Origin of the sequence: Pseudomonas machongensis, assembly GCF_034961125.1 — a bacterium.
GTDB classification, from domain to species: domain Bacteria; phylum Pseudomonadota; class Gammaproteobacteria; order Pseudomonadales; family Pseudomonadaceae; genus Aquipseudomonas; species Aquipseudomonas machongensis.
Genome location: NZ_JAYFUI010000017.1, coordinates 1 through 427, shown reverse-complemented (window position 1 = coordinate 427; position 427 = coordinate 1). Strand labels below are relative to the sequence as shown.

General features: G+C 59.3%; 1 protein-coding gene. It reads left to right on the top strand.

All coding sequences use genetic code 11. The features are described from left to right. On the top strand, positions 1 to 427 hold a 427-nt coding region (locus VA602_RS00495), incomplete at both ends, for a GTP cyclohydrolase, FolE2/MptA family (protein ID WP_323452165.1).

The following is a 427-nucleotide window of genomic DNA, read 5'->3' as shown; positions in this document are numbered from 1 at the left end:
ATTCGACTATCTGCTTAAGCGTCCAGCGCTTGTCAGCCCATTGGAGGGCTGGAAGCGCTACCCGATCACCCTTGATGCACGCATCGAAGACGAGATGTTCCACGTGGAACAACACGTGGAAATCCCCTATTCATCCACTTGCCCATGCTCCGCTGCGCTAGCGCGCCAGCTCATTCAGCAGCAGTTTCTCACAGACTTCGCCAACCAGACGCTCGACCCGCAGGCCATTCTGCAATGGCTGGGCAGCAGTGCAGGTATCGTTGCGACGCCCCATAGCCAGCGCAGCCAGGCCTTCATCACGGTGCGTTTGCAGGACAACCTGCAAACGCTTCCGCTCAACGCGCTGATCGATACCGTGGAAAACGCATTGGGTACCGCCGTGCAGACGGCCGTGAAAAGAGCCGACGAACAGGCGTTCGCCCTGGCC